At 68.8% G+C, this 19303-nt stretch carries 20 protein-coding genes; 11 read left to right on the top strand and 9 right to left on the bottom strand.

Annotated features, from left to right (window positions below):
- A complete protein-coding gene (locus tag HMPREF3121_RS05290; RefSeq protein ID WP_070520650.1) occupies nt 1–1500 on the top strand; it encodes an alpha,alpha-trehalose-phosphate synthase (UDP-forming) in 1500 nt (499 codons plus the stop codon).
- A gap of 32 nt (nt 1501–1532) precedes the next feature.
- Nucleotides 1533–1994 carry a hypothetical protein gene (locus tag HMPREF3121_RS05285; protein ID WP_141742980.1) on the top strand — a complete coding sequence of 154 codons (462 nt, stop codon included), beginning with the start codon at nt 1533–1535 and terminating at the stop codon, nt 1992–1994.
- Between the two features lie 10 nt (nt 1995–2004).
- On the opposite strand, the gene hsaB is transcribed toward HMPREF3121_RS05285, so the two are convergent.
- Nucleotides 2005–2562 (bottom strand): 3-hydroxy-9,10-secoandrosta-1,3,5(10)-triene-9,17-dione monooxygenase reductase subunit, encoded by a 558-nt coding sequence (hsaB, locus tag HMPREF3121_RS05280; protein ID WP_083291303.1) that lies wholly within the window; start codon nt 2560–2562, stop codon nt 2005–2007.
- Nucleotides 2563–2632: 70 nt separating this feature from the next.
- On the opposite strand from hsaB, the gene otsB reads away from it, so the two are divergent.
- Nucleotides 2633–3412, top strand: a complete 780-nt coding sequence (otsB, locus tag HMPREF3121_RS05275) for a trehalose-phosphatase (protein ID WP_070520699.1) — start codon at nt 2633–2635, stop codon at nt 3410–3412.
- Nucleotides 3413–3424: 12 nt separating this feature from the next.
- On the opposite strand, the gene HMPREF3121_RS05270 is transcribed toward otsB, so the two are convergent.
- Complete coding sequence (locus HMPREF3121_RS05270) at nt 3425–4513, bottom strand: LacI family DNA-binding transcriptional regulator (protein ID WP_070520697.1); 1089 nt, start codon at nt 4511–4513, stop codon at nt 3425–3427.
- 204 nt (nt 4514–4717) lie between these two features.
- Here HMPREF3121_RS05270 and HMPREF3121_RS05265 point away from each other — a divergent pair, with 204 nt between their 5' ends.
- From HMPREF3121_RS05265 to HMPREF3121_RS05255, 3 genes are read left to right on the top strand one after another with little or no spacing between them, the layout of a single operon-like run.
- The gene (locus tag HMPREF3121_RS05265; protein WP_070520641.1) at nt 4718–5734 is read left to right on the top strand and encodes a metal ABC transporter solute-binding protein, Zn/Mn family; all 1017 of its coding nucleotides are present in this window, start codon (nt 4718–4720) and stop codon (nt 5732–5734) included.
- Entirely contained in the window at nt 5735–6436 is a 702-nt protein-coding gene (locus HMPREF3121_RS05260; protein ID WP_070520638.1) for a metal ABC transporter ATP-binding protein, read from the top strand.
- Nucleotides 6436–7434 carry a metal ABC transporter permease gene (locus tag HMPREF3121_RS05255; RefSeq protein WP_371327324.1) on the top strand — a complete coding sequence of 333 codons (999 nt, stop codon included), beginning with the start codon at nt 6436–6438 and terminating at the stop codon, nt 7432–7434. Before HMPREF3121_RS05260 ends, HMPREF3121_RS05255 begins: the two co-directional genes overlap by 1 nt.
- Before the next feature lie 108 nt (nt 7435–7542).
- Here the strand turns inward: HMPREF3121_RS05255 and rlmB are convergent, their stop codons facing one another.
- Both rlmB and cysS read right to left on the bottom strand, forming a co-directional pair.
- Nucleotides 7543–8490: a 23S rRNA (guanosine(2251)-2'-O)-methyltransferase RlmB gene (gene rlmB / locus HMPREF3121_RS05250; protein WP_070520635.1), complete on the bottom strand. Its 948-nt coding sequence runs from the start codon at nt 8488–8490 to the stop codon at nt 7543–7545.
- Between the two features lie 124 nt (nt 8491–8614).
- The gene (cysS, locus tag HMPREF3121_RS05245; RefSeq protein ID WP_070520632.1) at nt 8615–10018 is read right to left on the bottom strand and encodes a cysteine--tRNA ligase; all 1404 of its coding nucleotides are present in this window, start codon (nt 10016–10018) and stop codon (nt 8615–8617) included.
- Between the two features lie 353 nt (nt 10019–10371).
- On the opposite strand from cysS, the gene HMPREF3121_RS05240 reads away from it, so the two are divergent.
- Entirely contained in the window at nt 10372–11793 is a 1422-nt protein-coding gene (locus tag HMPREF3121_RS05240; RefSeq protein WP_070520629.1) for an HNH endonuclease signature motif containing protein, read from the top strand.
- Nucleotides 11794–11813: 20 nt separating this feature from the next.
- On the opposite strand, the gene ispF is transcribed toward HMPREF3121_RS05240, so the two are convergent.
- The 3 genes from ispF to HMPREF3121_RS05225 are packed head-to-tail and all read right to left on the bottom strand — an operon-like array spanning nt 11814 to nt 13632.
- Nucleotides 11814–12314 carry a 2-C-methyl-D-erythritol 2,4-cyclodiphosphate synthase gene (gene ispF / locus HMPREF3121_RS05235; protein WP_070520627.1) on the bottom strand — a complete coding sequence of 167 codons (501 nt, stop codon included), beginning with the start codon at nt 12312–12314 and terminating at the stop codon, nt 11814–11816.
- 1 nt (nt 12315) lies between these two features.
- Nucleotides 12316–13050 (bottom strand): 2-C-methyl-D-erythritol 4-phosphate cytidylyltransferase, encoded by a 735-nt coding sequence (ispD, locus tag HMPREF3121_RS05230; RefSeq protein WP_209651905.1) that lies wholly within the window; start codon nt 13048–13050, stop codon nt 12316–12318.
- Nucleotides 13051–13062: 12 nt separating this feature from the next.
- Nucleotides 13063–13632 (bottom strand): CarD family transcriptional regulator, encoded by a 570-nt coding sequence (locus tag HMPREF3121_RS05225; protein WP_070520623.1) that lies wholly within the window; start codon nt 13630–13632, stop codon nt 13063–13065.
- A 170-nt stretch (nt 13633–13802) separates the two neighbouring features.
- Between HMPREF3121_RS05225 and HMPREF3121_RS05220 the strand changes: the two genes are divergently transcribed.
- Genes HMPREF3121_RS05220 through disA form a run of 3 tightly spaced genes read left to right on the top strand, consistent with a single transcriptional unit; the run spans nt 13803 to nt 17006 of the window.
- The gene (locus HMPREF3121_RS05220; RefSeq protein ID WP_070520620.1) at nt 13803–14552 is read left to right on the top strand and encodes a hypothetical protein; all 750 of its coding nucleotides are present in this window, start codon (nt 13803–13805) and stop codon (nt 14550–14552) included.
- Between the two features lie 5 nt (nt 14553–14557).
- A complete protein-coding gene (radA, locus tag HMPREF3121_RS05215; protein WP_070520617.1) occupies nt 14558–15940 on the top strand; it encodes a DNA repair protein RadA in 1383 nt (460 codons plus the stop codon).
- Nucleotides 15941–15959: 19 nt separating this feature from the next.
- Nucleotides 15960–17006, top strand: a complete 1047-nt coding sequence (disA, locus tag HMPREF3121_RS05210) for a DNA integrity scanning diadenylate cyclase DisA (protein ID WP_246816077.1) — start codon at nt 15960–15962, stop codon at nt 17004–17006.
- 12 nt (nt 17007–17018) lie between these two features.
- On the opposite strand, the gene HMPREF3121_RS05205 is transcribed toward disA, so the two are convergent.
- Together HMPREF3121_RS05205 and HMPREF3121_RS05200 are read right to left on the bottom strand one after the other, a co-directional pair.
- Nucleotides 17019–17684: a hypothetical protein gene (locus tag HMPREF3121_RS05205; RefSeq protein WP_070520611.1), complete on the bottom strand. Its 666-nt coding sequence runs from the start codon at nt 17682–17684 to the stop codon at nt 17019–17021.
- Between the two features lie 5 nt (nt 17685–17689).
- Entirely contained in the window at nt 17690–18313 is a 624-nt protein-coding gene (locus HMPREF3121_RS05200; protein WP_168161370.1) for a carbonic anhydrase, read from the bottom strand.
- 45 nt (nt 18314–18358) lie between these two features.
- On the opposite strand from HMPREF3121_RS05200, the gene HMPREF3121_RS05195 reads away from it, so the two are divergent.
- Nucleotides 18359–19270, top strand: a complete 912-nt coding sequence (locus HMPREF3121_RS05195; RefSeq protein WP_070520605.1) for an HhH-GPD family protein — start codon at nt 18359–18361, stop codon at nt 19268–19270.
- Nucleotides 19271–19303 lie beyond the last annotated feature (33 nt).

Raw genomic sequence — 19303 nt, 5'->3', positions numbered from 1 at the left:
ATGGGCCGCGAACGCTCGGACTTCGTCGTCGTGGCCAACCGGCTGCCCGTCGCCCCCGTCGACGACCCGACGGCCCCCGGCGGCGTGCGCTGGGAAGCCAGCCCCGGCGGCCTGGTCACCGCACTCACCCCGGTGCTGCTGCGCAACAACGGCGCCTGGGTCGGCTGGGCCGGGAGCGTCTCCGACGCACCCGACGCCCCCGACGTGCCCGAGGCCATCGACACCGACGAAGGACTCCACCTCTTCCCCGTCGAACTGACCGCCGACGAGCACGAAAAGTTCTACGAGGGCTTCTCCAACGCCACCCTGTGGCCGCTGTACCACTCGCTCATCGTCGCCCCGACCTACGACGGCGACTGGTGGGAGTCGTACCGCGAAGTCAACCTCCGCTACGCCGAAGCCGTGTCGCGCCGCGCCGCGGACGGCGCCACCGTGTGGGTGCAGGACTACCAGCTGCAGCTGGTGCCGGGCATCCTCCGCCAACTGCGCCCCGACCTGACCATCGGCTTCTTCCTGCACATCCCCTTCCCGCCGTCGGAGATCTTCCGCCAGCTGCCGTGGCGCGAGGAAATCGTCCGCGGGCTGCTCGGCGCCGACGTCATCGGGTTCCACCTGGACACGTGCGCCGACAACTTCCTCGACCTGTGCCGCCGCGTGTCCGGCGAGGCCGGCTCCCACACGGGACTGCCCGACACCCTCTCCGTGCACGGCCGATCGTCGGTGCGCACGGCCACCGGGTCGATCACCGCCCCGGACGGCCGGACGGTGCGGGTGGGGTCGTTCCCCATTTCCATCGATTCCGGCGACGTCATCGCCAAGGCCGCCGACGCCGACCGCGACGGCGTCCGCGCGCTGGCCGGCGATCCGCGCACGCTGCTGCTCGGCGTCGACCGGCTGGACTACACGAAGGGCATCCTCGTGCGGCTCGAGGCATTCGAGTCGCTGCTGGAATCGGGTGCGCTGGATCCGTCGGAAAGCGTCCTGGTGCAGGTGGCCACCCCGTCACGCGAACGCGTCGACGACTACCGCCGCACCCGGGCCCGCGTGGAACACGCGGTCGGGCGCATCAACGGCCGCTTCGGGTCGCTGGGCCGCCCGGTGATCCACTACATCCACCGGCCCGTTCCCTTCGACCAACTGCTGGGCCTGTACGCGGCCGCCGACGTCATGCTGGTCACCGCGCTGCGCGACGGCATGAACCTGGTGGCCAAGGAGTACGTCGCCTGCCACCCCGACGGCACCGGGTCGCTGGTGCTGTCCGAGTTCACCGGCGCCGCCACGGAGCTCGACGGCGCGCACCTGTGCAACCCGCATGACCTGGAGTCGGTGAAGCGGGCGATCATGGCGGCGGTCAACTCCCTGGAGCACCACCCCGACGACGCCCGCGACCGCATGGCGCGCCTGCACGCCCAGGTCCGCGACCACGACGTCGACCTGTGGGCCCGCAGCTTCCTCGAGGAACTCACCCGCGCCCACGAAGCTTCGGAGGCCGGCCGATGAGGCGGGCCGGACGCGCGATCGCCGTTTTCTGCGTGACGACGGCCACCGCGCTGGGTCTGGCGGCGTGCGGCGCCGGAGACGGCCCGGGTGAAACCGCCGACGACGGCGTGGGCGGAGACGAGCGGATCGTCGGCAAGCGCTGGCAGGTCACCGAGGTCTACGACGACCCGACGCTGCCCCGCGGGGTGCCGGAGGGCACCGTGCCGCCGGTGATCGTGTTCGGCCGCGAGTCGTACACCGGCGACGGCGCGTGCGGCTCGTTCCAGGGCACGCTGACCTGGCGCGACCGCGGCATCGTCCACGTCGGCGAGCCGGAGACCGTGCGCGAGACCGGCTGCGACGCCGCGGCGCGGACCTACGACGAACGCCTGCGGGCGCAGCTGCCCGGCGAATTCGTCGTGGGCGCCCCCGACCCCGACCTGCGGATGACCGCCGTCGGCGACTACCCCGCCGGCGAGGCCGCGCCCGGGTGGGCGGCGGTGTCGAGGGGATAGCGGAGCCGGGCTACACCGAGGGGCGCTGGCGCCAGCTCTCGCCGGCCGGGGCGTCCTCGCCTGCGGCGACGACGTTGGCGTACGACCCGCGATGGTACAGCAGCGGCCGCGAATCCGACCGATGCCCGATCTCGGCGACGGCGCCGACGACGATGAAGTGGTCGCCGGCCTCGTGGACCGCCTCGATGGTGCAGTCGATCCACGTGGCGCAGTCGCGCAGCAACGGGTTGCCCAGGTCGGAGCGGATCCACTCGCCGTGGGCGAACTTGTCGGGGCCGCGGCGGCCGAACGCGGCGGACACGTCGCGCTGGTCCTCGGTGAGCACGTTGACCGAAAACCGACCGGTCGCCTCGATGCGGGGCCACGACCGCGACGTCTTCATCACCGTGAACAGCACCAGCGGCGGGTTCAAGCTCAGCGAGGAAAACGACTGGCAGGCGAAACCGACCGGTTCGCCGTCGTCGGAGGCGACGATGGTCACGCCCGTCGCGAATTCGCCGAACGCCTTGCGGATGGACATCTCGTCGAACGTCTCCATGGGGGCGGGGCGGGGGTCGGTGTGCGTCATGGGCCGCACTTTACCCATGGCCGCCTCCAACCGCGCCGCCGGGGCGGGACCGTTGCGTAGGCTGGGCGACGTGAGCAACAAGTCACCGTCCCAGTCCGCCATCGACGCCGTCGCTTCGGCCGACACCGTTTTGGTCGCGCTCGACTTCGACGGCACCCTGGCGGATCTCGGCGACGACCCGATGGCCGTGCGCCCCCGCGAAGGCAACCTCGAGCTGGTGTCGCGCCTGTCCGCGCTGCCCCGCACCGAGGTGGTCATCCTCTCCGGGCGGCAGCTGCGCGACCTGCGGTACCTGTCCGGGATGGAACACGTCGCCCGGCTCGTCGGCAGCCACGGCGCCGAACCTCAGGACGGACTGGCCCTGTCGGAGGCGGAGTCCGCGCTGCTCGAGGCCGTCGACCTGCGGCTGCGCGAAGTCCTCGCCGACGCCGACGACGATCGGGTGTGGGTGGAGCGCAAACCCGCCGCCCGCGTCCTCCACGTGCGGCTGCTGGAGGATGCCGTGCGCAAGCGCCGCGTCCTCGACCACGCCATGTCCTTCTTCCGCCCCATCAAGGGCGTCCACGTCACGGAGGGCAAGGACATCCTCGAGCTCGCCGTCCTCGACGTGACCAAGGGCAGCTACCTCGAGGCCGCCCGCGCCGAATACGGCGCCGACGCCGTGCTGTTCATCGGCGACGACGTCACCGACGAAACCGCCCTGCGCTGCCTCACCCACGGCGACCTGGGCATCAAGGTCGGCTCCCCCGACGACGGCCCCAGCGCCGCGAAGGCGTTCCTCCCCGACACCGCGGCCGTGACCGAATTCCTCCGCCGGTTCGCCGACGCCCGCGAAGCCCAGGTCTCCTAGTGTCCCGGCCTCCTAGTTTCGCGGCGTGCCCGTCGTCCTGCCCGCCAGGAACTCCGTGGGCAAAATGACCTTCGTTTCCCCACCCGCCAGCGCGGCGCCGGCGGCACGGCCCTTGTCCCGGTTGGGCTGGATGATCGTGGTCACGCCCATGTGGCGGGCGATGTCGATGCCGTCGAACCCCGTGACCGACAGATCCTCCGGAACCCGGATGCCGTTGTCCCGCGCATACCGCAGCACCCCGAGCGCCTGCGTATCCGTCGTGCACACCACCGCCGTGAGATTCGGGTGGGCGGTGAGCAGCTCACGGGCCGCGTCGTAGTTGTTGGCGGGGTCGTTGAGGTGACGCTCGACGATCGGCACGTCCGCCGCGTCGACACCCGCCTCCGCCAGCGCCTCCAACGCCCCCTCCACGCGCGACCGCTGCACGTGATGACGCGCCCCCGCCAACCGCTCGGCCGTGACCGCACCATCATTCCGCCGCCGCGACAACCGCACCGACAGCACGCCCACCTCACGGTGCCCCAACTCCGTCAAATGCCGCACCGCCGGCTTGATCGCCTCACGATCGTCGATGCCCACGAACGGCACCCCCGCCACGCCCGTCGGCTGATCGCAGATCACCGTCGGCAACCCGCGCTCCAACACCGCCCGCAGGAAGGGATCATCCTCCGCCACCGAATACACGACGAAAGAATCCACCACCGCCTGGCGGATCAACAACCGCGGATCCGACCCCACCGGCGAAGGGCCTTGCGACGAGCCGTCGTCACGCACATCCCCGGGCTCCCCCTCCGCCGACGACGCCGGAATGACCAGCAACGAATCCCCGCGGAGCCCGCACTCCTCCGACAGGCCCGCCAAAAAATCCACCGACGCCGGATCGTCGAACGCGAAAGACAACTGCTCCGTGAACAACACGCCCACCGCACCGACCCGACGCATCCGCAAACTCCGCGCCATCGGATCCGGCCCCGGATACCCCTGCGCCTCCGCCTGCGCCAGAATCCGCTCCCGCAGCTCCGGCGACAACTGATCCGGCCGGTTGTACGCGTTCGACACCGTCGTCCGCGACACCCCCAACTCCGCCGCGATCGACGCCAACGTGCCCCGGGAACGACGGCCCCCACGCCGGGCCCCGCCTCGGACCGCCGGCGCCGAACGGCCCGAACGGCCCGAACCGGACTCGGACGGGTCTACGGAATCTTCGATGCGCACGCACTTGAATGTACTCGAAGCCCCGGATCGCCGGACCCCACCACAAACCCAGTTGGCAATGGTTTTCATTGTCGCGTTAGGATGCGCCCCATGAAGAACCCCTTCCTCCGCTCCGCCCTCGCCGCCGCAGCCGCCGCGGGCCTGACCATGGGCCTCACCGCCTGCTCCGACGACGGCACCACCGACGCCGTCGGCGATTCCGACGACGTCGTGAAGATCGTGACCTCCACCAAGGTCTGGGCCGACGTCGCCGACGCGGTCGTCGGTGACGCTGACGGCGTCGAGATCCAGCCGATCATCGAATCCAACGACCTCGACCCGCACTCCTACCAGCCCACCGCCGCCGACATGGCGCTCGTCGAACAGGCCGACGTCCTGCTCGCCGGCGGCGGACACTACGACGCCTGGCTCACCGACGCCGCCTCCTCCAACTCCTCCGCGATCATCCTCACCGCCATCGAAGGCGACGGCTTCGACGGCCACGGCCACGGCGAGGACGATCACGGGGACCACGACCACGACCACGCCGCACACGAGGACGAGGACGAGGCCGAAGCCGACGACCACGCCGGCCACGACCATGACCACGCTCACGACCACGACCACGGTCATGACCACGAGGTCAACGAGCACATCTGGTACAACACCGACGCCGTGACGTCCCTCGCGTCGACTCTCGCCGACGAAATCAACGCCCATTGGGATCTCGACGCATCCGACGAGGACGTCGTCAAGCGCATGGAGGACATCGAGGACCGCAAGGCCGACCTGCCCTCCGCGAAAACCGCCCAAACCCACCCCCTCGCCGACGACATCATCGCCGACACCAAGATCAAGGACATCACCCCCGAGGGCTACCGCTCGGCGACCCTCAGCGAATCCGAGCCCGCCGCCGCCGACGTCGCGGAAATGCTCGAGCTCATCGAATCCGGCGACCTCGACTTCCTCATCGACTCGCCCCAGACCCGCAACCACGTCTCCGAGCGGCTGATGCAGGCCGCGCAGTCGAAGGGCCTGCGCATCATCAACGTCTACGAGTCGCCGGACTCCAACGAAAACTTCTTCGATCTGTACGACCGCATCCTCGACTCCCTGGAGAAGAAGTAGGTGCATCCGCTCACCTTCGCCGGCGCGGCCGTCGCACCGCTGTGGTCCGACCTCGACCTGCAGGTCCGGCCCGGGGAATTCCTCGCGGTGCTCGGCCCGAACGGCGTGGGTAAGTCGACCCTGATCGGCGCCGCCCTCGGCACCCGCAAACTCACCGCCGGCACCGTCCGCACGGCGTCGACCGTCGGGTACATCCCGCAGCAGCGCATGTTCGACCCCGACCTGCCCATGCGCGTCCGCGACCTCGTGGGGCTCTCGTCCGCCCATGGCGTGTTTCGCCGCAGCCCGTCGCGCGCCCGCATCGACGAGGCGCTGGCCGAAGTCGGTGCGGAGGGCATCGCCGACCGTCGCGTCGGCACCCTGTCCGGCGGCCAACAGCAGCTGGCCCGGCAGGCGCAGGCCATGGTCAACAATCCCGCGTTGCTGCTTTGCGACGAGCCCCTCCTCAGCCTCGACCCCGCCGCCCAGCGAGCGGCCGTGGAGCGGCTCGACCGGCGCCGCCGCCTGCACGACACCGCCGTGGTCTTCGTCACCCACGGCATCAACCCGATCCTGGGCTACTGCGACCGGGTCCTCTACATCACGCCGCACGGGCACAGGGTCGGGCCCGTCGAGGAGGTCATGACGTCCGAAACCCTGTCCGAGCTGTACCGCACCGAAATCACCGTAGCGACCGTCGGCGGAAAGCTGGTGGTGGTCTGATGGGCGGAGCGATGGGGTGGCTCAACACCTTCGTGGCGGACACCCAGACGTTGCTCAACGTCGGGTTCGTCCAGTCGGCGTTGATCGCCGCGGCGCTGCTGGGCCTGGTGTCCGGCGTGATCACTCCGTTGGTGGTCATGCGCCAGATGAGTTTCACCGTGCACGGGACGTCGGAGCTGGCGCTGATGGGCGCGTCGGCGGCGCTGCTGGCCGGGGTCAGCGTCGGCGGCGGTGCGATCGTCGGTTCGGTGTTGGCCGCCGTGGTTTTGGCCTTGTTGGGGATGCGCGGCAGCCAGGATGCGATCGTCGGCGTGGTCTTGAGTTTCGGCATGGGCTTGTCCGTTTTGTTCATCCACCTGTATCCCGGGCGCACGACCACCGCGTTCGCCTTGTTGACCGGCCAGATCGTCGGCCTGTCCAGCGCGTCGGTGTGGTTGTTGGCCGGCGTGGCGGCGCTGGTGATCACCGTGGTGGCGCTGTTCTGGCGGCCGCTGCTCTTCGCGTCGGCGGACCCCGTGATGGCGGCGGCGTCGGGCATCAACGTCCGGGCGATGTCGGTGTTGTTCGCCGTGCTGATCGGCCTGACCGCCGCGCAGGGCGTGCAGATCGTCGGCGCCCTGTTGATCATCTCCCTGGTGATCACCCCGGGCGCCGCCGCCGCGTACGTCACCGCGTCGCCCGTGAAGGCGGTGGTGCTGTCGGTGATCTTCGCCGAGGTCGCCGCCGTCGGCGGTGTGATCCTGTCGCTGGCGCCGGGCATGCCGGTGAGCGTTTTCGTGACCACGATTTCGTTCGTCATCTACCTGGTCTGCCGCTTCCTCGGTTGGTACCGGGGCCGTTCCGCCACCCGCGACGAGGTCTCCGCCGGCCGTTGGGCCTCTCCCCCGACGGCCCCGACTGCCCCTACTGGCTCGGCTGCCCCGGCCATCCCAGATGGGCCGACCGGTGGCTCCCTCGATGACCACCCCGATTGGGCAGGGCGCCATCCCGCTCCCTGATCCCCCCCTTCCTTCACTCCGAGTCGTGCCCCCACTCCACCCCGCACTGGGGCCGTCCGATTGTCCCTGCGCTCTGGTTCGACCTCCTTCGACCTATTTCGCCGCGGTCTACTTCGACGCGGCCGCCCGGCGCTGGCGCGCGAACTCGCTCAGCGTCACGCCCGCCGCAACCGACGCGTTGAGCGATTCGACCCATCCCGCCATCGGGATCGACATGATCGTGTCGCAGGTCTCCCGGACCAGACGCGACAGCCCCTTGCCCTCCGAGCCGACCACAACCACGGTCGGGGTCGTGCCGTCATAGGTGTCCAGGGTGTGCTCGCCACCGGCATCGAGGCCGACGACCTGGTAGCCCGCCTTCTGGAACTGCTTCAGCGAACGCACCATGTTCGTCGCCCGCGCAACCGGCAGTCGAGCGGCCGTACCGGCGGAGGTACGCCACGTGACGCCCGTGACCGCCGCGGACCGCCGCTCGGGAATGACCACGCCATGCCCGCCGAAGGCGGCGGCCGAACGAATCACCGCACCGAGGTTGCGGGGGTCGGTGATGTTGTCCAGGCACACGATCAAGCCGGGTTCGCCGGAGTCGACGACCTTTTCCAGCAGATCCTCCACCGCCATGTACTTGTACGGCGGGATCTGCAGGCCGATGCCCTGATGCAGCGAGTTGCCGGTCATCCGGTCCAGTTCATGTCGCGGAACCTCGCGAATCGGAATGGCCCGATCGTTGGCGATGCGCACGGCCTCCTGCAGCCGCTCATCGTTGTCCGTGCCCAGCGCCACGAACAGGGTGCTGCCCGGGACCTTGGCGTGCAGGCACTCGACGACTGGGTTGCGTCCGACCACGAGCTCGGTGCCGTCCGACACCTTCTCGTGGCGGCCTTGGTCACGGCGGCGCTTCTGCTGCGCCTGCTTGTAGGCCTTGTGGTAGACCCGGTCCTCCGCCTTCGGGGTCGGCCCCTTTCCGCGCAGGCCTCTCTTCTGCCCGCCGGAGCCCCCGGCGTCCTTCTTGTTCGACTTGCGCACCGCGCCCCGTCGCTGGGAATTGCCCGCCATCGTTCAGCCTCTCGCCTTCGTCGCGTTCGCCGCGTTCGTTCCGGTTGTCGTCATCGTTCCGTGTGGCCGTCGTTTCATGCGGCCGTCGTTTCGCGTGATGCCCGTTACCCTCGGCCGTTTCCCGTCAGTCCCCCAGCGACCACTTCGGCCCGTCGGCGGTGTCGGTGACCGTGATGCCGGCTTCGGTGAGACGGTCCCGCACGGCATCTGCGGCGGCCCAGTCCTTCTCCGCCCGCGCGGTCTTGCGCGCCTCCAGTTCATGGCCGACGAGAACACCCAGGGCGTGCATCGCCTTGTCGTCATCGCCTCCTGACGCGGCCCACTTCTCCGACAGCGGGTCGAATCCCAGCACGGACGCCATGGCCCGCACGGATCCCGCGGTCTTCTTGGCCTCCACGTCATCACCGTCGGCAAGCAACTGGTTGCCCGCGCGGACCGCATTGTGCAGCTCGGCCAGGGCCCGCGGCACGGCGAGGTCCTCATTCATGGCGGCGTCGAAAGCCTCGGTGCGCTCGCCGATCTCGACCTCACCGAACTTGTCCGCGGCGCGATTGAGGAACGCCTCGATGCGCCGGTAGCCTGCGGCGGCCTCCTGCAGCGCCTCCTCCGAGTACTCCAGCACCGAACGGTAGTGGGCGCTGCCCAGGTAGTACCGCAGCTCGACGGGGCGCACCAGCTCGAGGATGTGCGGCACGGACAGCACGTTGCCGAGAGACTTCGACATCTTCTCGCCGGACATCGTCACCCAGTGGTTGTGCATCCAGTACCGCGCGAAACCGTCGCCGGCCGCGTGCGACTGGGCGATCTCGTTCTCATGGTGCGGGAACTGCAGATCCAGCCCGCCGCAATGGATGTCGAACTCACCGCCGAGGTAGTAGGTCGCCATCGCCGAGCACTCCAGGTGCCAGCCCGGCCGGCCATCGCCCCACGGAGTCGGCCACGACGGCTCACCCGGTTTGGCGGACTTCCACAGCGCGAAGTCGTGCGGACCCCGCTTGCCCGGGGAATCCGGTTCACCCTGCTCCATTTCATCGACGCGGTTGCCGGACAGCGCTCCGTAGTCGCCGCCGTCCGAAGACGCCCACGCATCAACGTCGAAGTACACGTTGCCGTCGACGTCGTACGCGTAACCGTTGTCGATCAGCCGTCGCATGTACTCGACCATCTGCGTCACGTGGCCGGTCGCACGCGGCTCGACGCTCGGCGGCAGCACGCCCAGCTGGTCGTACGCCCAGGTGAACTCGCGCTCGTAGGTGGAAACCCATTCCCACCAGGGGCGACCGTGCTCGGCGGCCTTGGTCAGGATCTTGTCGTCGATGTCCGTCACATTGCGCACGAACGCGACGTCGAGCCCCTGCGCCAGGAGCCAGCGCCGAAGAATGTCGAACGCGACGCCCGAACGCACGTGGCCGATGTGCGGCATCGCCTGCGGGGTGGCTCCGCACAGGTACACGGAAGCGTGCCCCTCGCGGATGGGCTCGAAATCTCGCAGCTCACGGGTGGCGGTATCGAAGATTCGGAAGTTCACGCCCCTGAGTGTAGCGGTCGCACGGGAGTCTCCCGAACACTTGCGCGGCGCATGACCGGGGATCTCGGCTGCTGGGACGACAGTTGTTCACCCGCGGTTCGCGGGGCGTTCGATAAGGAGCATTTACCCCGCAGGCATCAGCTATCGGTGCGCGTGAACAGATTCGCTTTACGACGATCATGCGCCCCTTTCGCCACTTGCGCCCCAATTGTCACCCATCCAAAAGCGACCGCCAAACACCGAATGAACGTTCGATTAATTTCCGATTCGCACTTGCGAGCGACCGCAACTGCCCTTAACATCGGAGCCAGAGAATCCGGCATGCGCCATACAGCGAGGGGGGACGGGCGGCCATGGACGACAAGATCAGCAGGCGAATCAACGACCGGAGCGGACTGACGGGCAGGGCACAGGCCACCACCGAAGAGTTCATCGCATTGTTGACGACAGCCACTGAAGCGCTGACCGTGCTCGCCTATCTGTACGAATCAAGCGAACTGGCGGCAGCCACTCTGATGCGGCTCATGCCCGCGCTCAAGAGGTTCGAGACTGCGCGACGCGGGCTCGCGGTCATCGACGCGCGGATAACGGCAACGGTGGCAGCCGAGCAGATGTCGCGAGTGCTGGGGACGACGCGTCCCGACGACTTCCTCGTCGAAGAGCTGAAACTGACGCGACACGAGGCAACGACGCGGGTGCGGGCATCCGCTTTCCTCAGCGAACACCCGGAGATCACCGCATCCGCCCACGCCGCCCTCCGCGCCGGCAACATGACCATGAAAGGCATCTCCGACATGGCGAAGGAACTCGACGCACTGGACGACCGGGTGGAACGGACCCCAGCGGATATCGCCGGCGAAGTGATCGCCCGCTCCCCCGCCCACGGCCCGCATGGAGCTGGCCCGCTGTGCCGCGCACTGGTGAAGGAACACAACAAATGCTTCCCGCGGGATCCGAATGCGGCGCACCGGAAACGCAGGCTGAGCGTCGGCAAGCAAGATGGGGACGGCGGAGCCAAGATCAACGGATACCTCGACGCGGCGACCCTGGCGCTGCTGGAAGCATGGCTGCTCGCACACGGCGTGAAGAAGGGCAGCCACGACGACGGGCGAACGCCTGCCCAACGCAATGCGGACGCGATCGGCATGGCCCTGCGGACGGCGCACGAGGCCCACCCGCGGGTCAAGGGCAAGCCGATGTGCACGGTCATCGCCGCACTGAACGTCGACGACTTGGCGGCGGCAACCGGAACATCCCCGAAAAACCAGCAATCACCGCCGATACACCGGCCGGGGGTGCACCCCACCCGCGTCACCGTGAAGGCGGGTTCCGGCATCGAGCTGGGACTGATCGACCTGCTGAGGCTTGGGCTGTCAGAGGAGATGTACGCCGCAGTATTGGACCCGGACGCACCGACCGTAGATGCACAGCTGGAACTCGGGCGAACGAAGCGGTCCGCGACGCTGGAACAACGTATCGCTCTGCAACTTCTCGACGGCACCTGCCAGCACCCCGGTTGCCGACGGCCACCTGATGCCTGCGACGCACACCATCTCGTCGCCTGGCTGCTGGGCGGAGGCACGGACCTGGAAAACCTGACCCTGCTATGCCGGCGACATCATTCCGATAACGACGACACTCGGGCGGATCCGCGGCGCGGACACATGACGCCCAGGACGGAACACCCTCGAGGCCGAACCGGATGGGCCCGACCGGTCGGCCCGGACGGAACGCGCCAAGTTCGCTTTAACAACCGGAGCGGAGCCGCGGCATGAGGGCGCAGATCGGGGCGGAACTACTCCGCGTCGGCCCTCTTCCAGACGACCGCGGTACCCACGGCGGCGACGCCTTCGCCGCGACCGGTGAAGCCCATGTGGTCGGTCGTCGTGGCGGACACGCTGACCGGGGCGCCGATGTAACCGGACAGGACCTTCTCGGCCTCCTCGCGGCGCGGCCCCATCTTCGGGCGGTTGCCGATCATCTGGGCCGCGGCATTGCCGATGACGAAACCGTTGTCCTCGAGCAGCTGGCGACACTCCTTGAGCAGCTGCTCCCCGGAAACGTCGTCGTACTCGGGCAGACCGACGCCCACGAAACTACCGAGGTCGCCGAGGCCGGAAGCGGAAAGCAACGCATCGACGATGACGTGGGCCACGACGTCACCGTCGGAATGGCCCTCGCACCCGTTCTCCCCCTCGAAAAGGAGGCCGGCCATCCAGCACGGCTTCCCCTCCTGAACCTGGTGCGCGTCCGTGGCGATGCCCACGCGCGGAATGATGATGGGTGCGTCGGTCATGTCATTCTCCGGAAATCTCGAACTCGGTGGACTCGGCCTCTTCGGCGATCTGCGTCGCCAACGCCAAGTCGAGCGGGGTGGTCACCTTGAAGGCCATCGGGTCGCCCTGGACGACGTGGACCGGGACCCCGAGACGCTCCACGAGGGACGCGTCATCGGTGGCGTGCCGGGCTTCATCGGCGGGACGGTTGAAGTGATCCTCGTACGCACGGCGCAACAAGGGCAGGCGGAACCCCTGCGGAGTCTGCACCGCACGGAGGGAAGAACGGTCGGGAGTGCCCACGACCACATCGCCTGCGACTTCCTTGATCGTGTCCGCGACCGGAAGGACGGGAATGACCGCGTCACTGCCCCCGAGGACGGATCGAACGACGCGGGCGATCATGCCCGGAGGAGTCAGGGCGCGAGCGGCGTCATGCACCAGGACGACGCCGTCATCGGGCATGGTGCGCATGCCCTCCCAAACGGAATCGATGCGCTCTCCACCGCCGACGATGAACTCGACGTCGGTGCGAATCCGGCCGGCGGCTTTGGCCCGGCGGAAAAGCTCACGGGCATACCCCATCATGTCGTCGGAGACGATGACGGCGATGTCGTCGACGGCCTCCGACCGCTCGATCGCCGCGACGGAACGTTCCACCAGGGAACGGCCGCACAGCTGGACGTACGCCTTGGGGATGGGCTCCCCGAGCCGCGTGCCGCGACCGGCCGCGGCGACGAGGGCGGTGACCCGCATTCCCACCGGGGCCTAGGCCTCGGCGTCGAGGTCGACCGCGTCCGCAGCCTTGGGCTCGGCGGAGTTGGCGGCCTCGTCGGCCAGCGCCTGGTGACGCTCGATGGTGGCCTCGATGCGGGCGAACAGCTCGGTGGTCTTCTCCTCGTCGACGCCCTCGGCGAGGGACAGCTCGCCGACCAGCACCTGGCGGGCCTTGCTCAGCATTCGCTTCTCACCGGCGGACAGGCCACGGTCCTGATCGCGGCGCCACAGGTCGCGGACGACCTCGGCAACCTTGTTGATGTCGCCGGAACCGAGGCGCTCCTGGTTGGCCTTGTAGCGACGCGACCAGTTGCCGGCTTCCTCGACGTCGGTCTCACGGAGAACGGAGAAAACCTTGCGCAGCCCCTCCTCGCCCACGACATCGCGCACGCCGACCAGTTCGGCGTTCATGGCCGGAACCTGAATGTTCAGGTCACTCTGCAGAATCTGGAGGACGAGATACTGAACGGGCTCCCCGTTCAGTTCGCGCTCGATGATCTGCTCGATCTTCGCGGCCCCGTGATGCGGGTAGACGACGGTATCGCCGACGCTGAATTCCATGTGGTGTCCACGCCCCTTTCAACGGCCCTCCACCCTATCATGACCCCCCTGCAAAGTACCGCTAGTATGAGAAGAGCCTTTGAGGACACTAAGGTGGGTTCTCAACTGCAGAACCCAGTTTTTCAGACCCCAATCCTCAAGTTGCCCTAGATGATGGAGGACACGAACTCATGACCCTCAAGTCGGTTGTCCGCCGCGGTGCCCTCGCCACCGTCGCCGCCGCTTCCGCCGTTGCGCTCGCCGCCTGCGGCGCCGGCCAGATTTCCCAGACCGCCAACCAGGTCGCCGCCGTCGACGGCGCGCAGAACGTCCAGGAGGCCATCCCGGGCGGCATCGCCATCCGCGACGCGCACATCGTCGTCGACCCGGACACGGGTGACGCGGCGCTGAAGTTCTCCGCCACCAACCAGGAGCGCTCGAACGACGCCGCCTACACCCTCCGATCCGTCGAGGTCGAGGGCGCGGGCAAGGTCGACCTGACCACGGTCACCTCCACCAAGAACTACGAGTCCGCCGCCGACGGTGACCTGGCCATCCCGCGCGACTGCCAGCTGGTCGCCGACTACGCCGGCGCCGTCGAGCAGTACTCCGAGGTCGCCGAGCACAACGCGGCGTGCATCACGTACGTCGCCACCTCGCTGGACGCCGAGACGCTGGTGGGCGACAAGGCCACCGCCGCCGGCGAGAACCGCAACGTGACCTTCACGTTCGACGGCCCGGAGGGCACCGAGACGATCGAGATGTTCGTGACCATCTCCGCCTACGTCCCGGAGGCCGGCGCGGTCGACCGCGGCGCCGACGGCCTGGCCGAGGGCGCCGAAGCTGCCGAGGCCTCGAAGCCGGCCAACGGCGCTGTCACCGACGCCGACGCTGACAGCCCGGCGGCCGAGCAGGCCGTCGGCCAGATCAACCAGCAGTAGGCTCCGTGGCGAAGGGGCCGTCCTACCGCTGCTCCGCCTGTGGCTGGCGGGCGTCCAAGTGGGTGGGCCAGTGCCCTTCGTGCGGGGAGTGGGGTTCTTTGACCGAGGCCGCGGAACCGGCCGGACGATTGCGTTCGGCCGGGTCCGCGGTCTCTTCCGCGTCCGGGCCGCCGGCGGTCGCGGCGACGCCGATCACGGGGGTCGATCCGGGGTTGGCGAAGGCCGTGCCCACGGGCATCGGCGAGTTGGACCGGGTGCTGGGCCGCGGCGTGGTGCCCGGGTCGGTGGTGTTGCTGGCGGGCGAGCCGGGGGTGGGCAAGTCGACGCTGCTGCTGGAGGTGTCGTACCGGTGCGCGTCGGGTGAGCTGGGTCCGGCGCTGTACGTGACGGGCGAGGAGTCGGTGGGGCAGGTTCGGCTTCGCGCGGAGCGGACGGGGGCGCTTCACGACGATTTGTATCTCGCCGCAGAGTCCGACGTCGGGGAGGTCATCGAGCAGGCGCTGGCGGTGAAGCCGGGGCTGCTGGTGGTCGATTCGGTGCAGACGATGCAGGCCGCCGGGGTCGAGAGCACTCGGGGCGGCGTGGCGCAGGCGCGGGCGGTGACGGCGGCGTTGACGGCGCTGGCGAAGGAGTCGGGCATCGCGGTGCTGCTGGTGGGGCACGTGACCAAGGACGGGACGGTCGCGGGTCCGAGAACGATGGAGCACCTGGTCGACGTGGTGCTGAACTTCGAGGGCGACCGGCATTCGGGGCTGCGGTTTTTGCGGGGCCTGAAGAATCGGTTCGGCGCCACCGACGAGGTGGGGTGTTTCGAGCAGACGGCCGACGGCATCCGGGAGGTCGAGGATCCGTCGGGCCTGTTTCTGCATCACCGCTCCCCCACCCCGGGTACGGCGGTGACGGTGGCGATGGAGGGCCGTCGGCCGATGTTGGCGGAAGTGCAGGGCTTGGTGGTGTCGGGCGAGGAGGCGAAGGGCAACCGTCGCAACGTGTCCGGCCTGGATCAGCGGAGGGTGCCGATGGTCGCGGCGATCGTCGCGCAGCACGGCCCGGACATGCGGGGGTTGGCGTCTCGGGAGCTGTACGTGGCAACGGTTGGCGGCATGACGTTGATGGAGCCGGCGTCGGACCTGGCGGTCGGGGTGGCGTTGGCGTCGGCGGTGCGGCAGCGGCCGGTGCGGGAGAACATGGTGGTCATCGGCGAGTTGGGGCTGGCCGGGGAGGTTCGCCGTGTCCCCGACATCGGGCGGCGGCTGAAGGAGGCGGCGCGGATGGGCTTCACTCGCGCGGTGGTGCCGGCGGAGACGGATTCGTCGCTGGCTCCCCGGGGGCTGTGGCTGGTGCGGGTGGGAACCATCGCGGAGGCGATCGACGCGGCCCTGGATTAGGTGGCGGTAAGCTGGCGTGGTGTCCGAACTTAGCCATGACCTGCTGAAAACCCTCGCCCCGGGGTCCGGTATCCGCGATGGGCTGGAGAGGATCCGCCGGGGGCGGACGGGCGCGTTGATCGTGCTCGGTTTCGACGACGACGTCGAGGCGCTGTGCGACGGCGGGTTCGAGATAGACGTGGCGTTCGCGCCGACGCGGTTGCGGGAGCTGTGCAAGATGGATGGCGCGGTTGTGCTGTCGACGGATGGCACTCGCATTCGGCGGGCGAATGTGCAGTTGGTGCCGGATCCGTCGCTGCCGACGGATGAGTCGGGGACGCGGCATCGGTCGGCGGAGCGTACGGCGTTGCAGACGGGGGTGCCGGTGATTGCGGTGTCGCAGTCGATGAACATCATCACGGTGTATGCCGATGGGGTGCGGCATGTGTTGAAGGATTCGGCGGAGATTCTGTCGCGGGCGAATCAGGCGCTGGGTACCGTCGAGAGGTACCGGGCGCGGCTGGACGCGGAGTCGGAGGAGCTGTTCGAGGCGGAGATGGCGGGGTTCGCGTCGGCGTCGGAGGTCGTGGGGGTGCTGCGGTTGTCGGAGTTGCTGCGGCGGGCGGCGCAGTCGGTGTCGCGGGACGTGGTGGCGTTGGGGTCGGATGGGCATCAGCTGGACGTGCAGTTGCGGGAGCTCGTCGCCGACACGGCCCCCGATGCGCGGTTGTTGCTGCACGATTACCTGGTCACGGCTTCGGGGCTTCCCGACGAGGCCGACGTGGACGCCGCGTTGGCGGGTCTGGCGGAGTTGCCGGATCCGGATTTGCTGGGGCCGAGGGCGGTGGCGCAGGTGTTGGGATTCCCGACGGACGCGGAGTCGTTGGACGAGCGCGTCGATCCGCGTGGTTATCGTGCGCTGGCGCGGGTGCCCCGGATGCAGTATTCGCTGATGGACAAGCTGGTGGCGCGGTTCGTGACGTTGCCGTCGTTGTTGCGGGCGCAGACCGAGGATTTGGCCGCGTTGGAGGGCGTGGGCCCGTTGTGGGCGCGGCACGTGCGGCAGGGGTTGGACCGGTTGACGTAGCCGGGCGGCGGGTCAGCGGATGTTGAACGTGTAGGGGTCGGAGTTGCGGTCGCCTACGAGACCGTAGACGAGGTAGCTGCCGGAGCCGACTTCCTGTCGGTCGGTTTCGGTGCACTTGCCGGGCGCGGAGCTCTTGCGGGACCAGTTGACGTCGTAGACGGCTTCTTCGCCGGCTTCGATGGTTTCGGTGCCGCTGCCTTCGGAGTCGTGGCAGTCGAGGTCGGACCAGATGCGTTCGTAGGTGACCATGTCGTAGACCTCGAAGCGGAGGGTGTCTTCGTCGAGGTCGATTTCGCAGTCGCCGCCGGTGGGGTTGGCCAGGGTCAGGGCGAAGCGGGGGTTGGTGGCGCCGTAGTTGGGGCTGTCGGCGGTGACGGTGAGGATGAGGTCGCCGAGTTCGCAGGTGTCCTTCGTCGCGGCTTCGGAGGTTTCGGCCGTGTCGGTGGTGGTGTACGGCTCGGAGGAGTGTTTGCCGGGGGCGGAGGTGTTTTCGACGCCGTCGTCGCGGGTGACGGTGACCGGTTCGCTGGTGTCGGCCGCTTGGTCGGTGTCCTGGTCCGAGCCGCCGGCCACCCATCTGATGATGCCCGCGATCACGAGGATCAGGGCGAGCAGCAGAACCAGCGCGGCGATTCGCCGGCGCCGGTAGATCTCGGGGGGCAGCGGTCGGTTGGTCACGGCAATCAGATTAGCGGGTCTTCGCTGACTCCCTTGGTCACGACGACTTCGGCGCGTCCGTCGCCGAGGTGGTAGCGCATGCCGACGACGCCGACGGTGCCTTCGGCGAGGCGGGTTTTGATTTCGGGCGATCGGTCGATGATGTGGTTGACGATTTCGCGGACGTGGCGGCGTTCGAGTTCGTCGGAGGTGTTTTGGCCGTCCTTGCGGGCGGCGAGGAGGGAGGGGGTGACCTTTTCGACGAGGACGCGTTGGAATCCGCCGGGCAGGTCGCCGCCGTCGAGGGCGGCGTGGGCGGCTTTGACGGCGCCGCAGGATTCGTGGCCGAGGACGACGACGAGGTTGACGCCGAGGGAGTCGACGGCGAATTCGAGGGACGCCAGTACGGACAGGTCGGTGATGTGGCCGGCGGTGCGGATGACGAAGACGTCGCCGAGGCCTTGGTCGAAGATGATTTCGACGGGGACGCGGGAGTCGGAGCAGGACAGCACGACGACGGCGGGGTTTTGGCCGGCGGTCAGCTTCTCGCGGCGGGAGGGGTCCTGGTTCGGGTGGGCGGAGTGGCCCGCCATGAACCGGCGGTTTCCCTCGAGCAGTTGCTTCCAGACTGTTTCAGGGGTGCGTGGCATACCATCCATTGTGCTCGTAGTTCGCAGAATGGAGTGAATCGTCTTTTGAAATCAACGCATTCCGGGGGTTCGTCGGCAAGCGGGGATTGGCGGGGTGGCCTCGTGGATTGGTTTCGGGTCAATGCCCGGGATTTGCCGTGGCGGGAGCCGGGTACGTCGGCGTGGGGGGTTTTGGTCAGCGAGGTGATGAGTCAGCAGACGCCGGTGGCGCGGGTGGCGCCGGTGTGGCGGCGGTGGATGGGGTTGTGGCCGGGGCCGGAGGAGTTGGCGGCGGCGCCGGCGGATCTGGTGCTGCGGGAGTGGGGGAAGTTGGGGTATCCGCGGCGGGCGTTGCGGTTGCGGGAGTGTGCGGCGGTGATCGTCGCGGAACATGGGGGTCGGGTGCCGTCGGATGTGGGGGCGTTGTTGGCGTTGCCGGGGATCGGGGATTACACGGCGCGGGCGGTGGCGGCGTTTGCGTTCGGGGCGCGGACGCCGGTGGTGGATGTGAATGTGCGGCGGGTGTTGCGGCGGCATCGGCAGGGGGTGTTTTTGCCGGGTCCGCATAGGCGGGCGGATTTGGATGTGGTGGAGGGGTTGCTTTACGACGATCCGTCGGCGGCGGCGGAGTTGTCGGTGGCGTGGATGGAGTTGGGGGCGACGGTGTGCCGGACGTCGCCGGCGTGCGGTGAGTGTCCGGTGCGGGGGTCGTGTGCGTGGGTGGCGGCGGGGTCGCCGGGGCCGTCGGAGGAGGAGTTGGCGGCGGCGAAGCGGCGGGTGCAGAAGTTCGAGGGCACGGATCGGCAGGTGCGGGGGAAGTTGTTGGATGTGTTGCGGGGGTCGGAGTCGCCGGTGGAGCGGGCGGTGCTCGATGCGGTGTGGCCGGATGCGGCGCAGCGGTCGCGGGCGTTGTTTTCGCTGCTCGATGATGGTTTGGCGGTGCAGGAGGCAGATGGGCGGTTTCGGTTGCCTCGGTAGGGCGCGGCGGACGGCGGTGTTCGAACGGCATGG

This window comes from Corynebacterium sp. HMSC11E11 (genome assembly GCF_001807025.1).
In the GTDB taxonomy this organism is placed as follows: Bacteria; Actinomycetota; Actinomycetes; order Mycobacteriales; family Mycobacteriaceae; genus Corynebacterium; species Corynebacterium freneyi.
The sequence above is the reverse complement of the archived record's forward strand: the minus strand, read 5'-3'. Positions and strand labels throughout refer to the sequence as shown.

Bases quoted from the DNA above. Each gene is read 5' to 3' on its own strand.
- HMPREF3121_RS05290 (WP_070520650.1), top strand. From the start codon at position 1: ATGGGCCGCGAACGCTCGGACTTCGTCGTCGTGGCCAACCGGCTGCCC.
- hsaB (WP_083291303.1), bottom strand. From the start codon at position 2,562: ATGACGCACACCGACCCCCGCCCCGCCCCCATGGAGACGTTCGACGAG.
- HMPREF3121_RS05265 (WP_070520641.1), top strand. From the start codon at position 4,718: ATGAAGAACCCCTTCCTCCGCTCCGCCCTCGCCGCCGCAGCCGCCGCG.
- HMPREF3121_RS05255 (WP_371327324.1), top strand. From the start codon at position 6,436: ATGGGCGGAGCGATGGGGTGGCTCAACACCTTCGTGGCGGACACCCAG.
- rlmB (WP_070520635.1), bottom strand. From the start codon at position 8,490: ATGGCGGGCAATTCCCAGCGACGGGGCGCGGTGCGCAAGTCGAACAAG.
- HMPREF3121_RS05240 (WP_070520629.1), top strand. From the start codon at position 10,372: ATGGACGACAAGATCAGCAGGCGAATCAACGACCGGAGCGGACTGACG.
- ispF (WP_070520627.1), bottom strand. From the start codon at position 12,314: ATGACCGACGCACCCATCATCATTCCGCGCGTGGGCATCGCCACGGAC.
- ispD (WP_209651905.1), bottom strand. From the start codon at position 13,050: ATGCGGGTCACCGCCCTCGTCGCCGCGGCCGGTCGCGGCACGCGGCTC.
- HMPREF3121_RS05225 (WP_070520623.1), bottom strand. From the start codon at position 13,632: ATGGAATTCAGCGTCGGCGATACCGTCGTCTACCCGCATCACGGGGCC.
- HMPREF3121_RS05220 (WP_070520620.1), top strand. From the start codon at position 13,803: ATGACCCTCAAGTCGGTTGTCCGCCGCGGTGCCCTCGCCACCGTCGCC.
- HMPREF3121_RS05200 (WP_168161370.1), bottom strand. From the start codon at position 18,313: ATGCCACGCACCCCTGAAACAGTCTGGAAGCAACTGCTCGAGGGAAAC.